1 protein-coding gene is annotated in these 1,299 nt (G+C 47.7%); it reads right to left on the reverse strand.

From position 1 onward, the window contains the following. Positions 1-1,299 (reverse strand): hypothetical protein (locus M977_RS25545; protein WP_167351110.1); only part of this gene is annotated, 1,299 nt, incomplete at both ends.

The following is a 1,299-nucleotide window of genomic DNA, read 5'->3' on the forward strand; positions in this document are numbered from 1 at the left end:
CAATGAAGTATGCAACATTGCTTTTATCTGGCCCGGAGTTAAGGTCGCTATCTGCTGAGCAGTCAGTCCTTCATATTCCGTTTTGCTCAAACCACTAATGGCGGCATCAGAAAGCAGGGAAATATCTAACCTGCCAAACTGCTGAGAAGTTAATGCGTTCAGATGCGATATAGCCGCAACCTGATCCGCCGTTAGCAGGGAAAGCATGTCATCGCTAAAAGAGGGCATCTGAGCGGCGGTAAAACCACTGGCTGCCGCAGCGGGGATCCAGTCAATATGCTGAAGTGCATTAATCTGCTCAGTACTGAATGCCGTGATTTGCTTAGCCGTCAGACCGGCATATTCAGTTGTTGTCAGATTACCCATCGTTGAAGCAGGCAACCCGGAAATGTTCAGTAAACCGAACTGGTCGGAAGTCAGCTCCTGCAAATGATTCATGACCAGGACCTGTGCCGCCGTAAGCTGAGCAATGCGATCGCCGAATGAAACGATTTGGTCCATAGTAAGCACGTTGATAATTGCATCAGGAAGCCATTCAATATGCTTTATTGCCTGAATTTGCTCTGCACTTAATGAGGAGATTTGTTTCTCTGTCAGTCCCTGATATTCCGTTTTTGACAACGCACCAATAGCCGCAACAGAAAGCCCAGAAATATCTAAATTCCCAAACTGTTCGCCTGTCAGAACATTCAGATGGGGTGCAACGGCAACCTGCTCTGCTGTTAATGCTGCCAGGTGACTATTGTCCCACTCACGGAAATTAGACGCATCAATATGGGATAACTGCTCAGCAGTTACACCTTTAATGGTTTCTGTGCTTAAGCTGTTAAACCATGCAGACGTGAAGTAGCCCATGCTGACGCTAATGCTCTGCTGTTGCTCCTTCGTAAACACGGAAATAGCTTTACTCAGCAACCAGTCCACATGATTCATTGCGTAAATCTGGTCAGTACTTAAGCTGATGATTTGGTTGGCGGTAATCGCTTCGTACTGCGGACGGCTCAAAGAGTTGATAACGGAGGTTGATAGTCTGGATATATCTAACAGACCAAACTGCTCTTTGCTCAGACTGCCGAAATTATTCATGCCGCCAATTTGTTCAGCGGTTAATGCGCCCAGATGTTTATTATCCAGTGCCGCAAGTGTCGTGGTGGACAGTTGACTTGCCTGTACCGGGGTCAGTGCCTGGAATGCCGCAGTACTCAGATTGTTTAACCAGCCCGCAGTGAAGTAGCCCATGCTGATGCTAATATTTTGCACCTGCTCTGCGGTAAAGGCGGTAGCGGCAGCATCTGGCAT

Origin of the sequence: Buttiauxella gaviniae ATCC 51604, assembly GCF_001654835.1 — a bacterium.
GTDB lineage: Bacteria > Pseudomonadota > Gammaproteobacteria > Enterobacterales > Enterobacteriaceae > Buttiauxella > Buttiauxella gaviniae.